Annotated in this window: 1 pseudogene; it reads left to right on the top strand. The window is 80.2% G+C overall.

Annotated features, from left to right (window positions below):
* Nucleotides 1-434: pseudogene (locus FOE67_RS28330) on the top strand (N-6 DNA methylase); the annotation flags it as partial.

The following is a 434-nucleotide window of genomic DNA, read 5'->3' as shown; positions in this document are numbered from 1 at the left end:
CCCCGGTGAACTGGGACGACCTCACCCCCCGGGCCCTCACCCCCTGGGAGGGCTTCACCACCGACCCGGGCGCCTTCACCGGCGAGCCCGGCACGGCCCGCGCCGTCCCCGTCATCGACCTCCTCGACGACCTGGTCGACCTCACCCCCGCCCGCCGGGTCCGCGCCTCGCCCACCGACCTCGACCCGGCCGAGGCGGCGGCCCGCGCCGAGGCCGGCCGCGCCGCGCTGATCGACGCCGTCGACGCCCTGGCCGACGCCGCCGGCCGGCTGCGGTGGTCCCCGGCCGACTCCGCGCCGCGCGACCGGCGCACGGCCGGCGTCGCGGACCTGGCGCGCGGCGGCGCGCTGGCCCTGCTGCGCACGCCCCCCGACCCCGGCGCCGTACCCCCCCTGTCTCTCATACACCTCTCCGAGCCCCCGAGACTTGGAGCT

This window comes from Streptomyces calidiresistens (assembly GCF_014141525.1).
Classification (GTDB): domain Bacteria; phylum Actinomycetota; class Actinomycetes; order Streptomycetales; family Streptomycetaceae; genus Streptomyces; species Streptomyces calidiresistens.
Note: the sequence above shows the minus strand (reverse complement) of the source record. Positions and strands in the feature narration are given on the sequence as shown.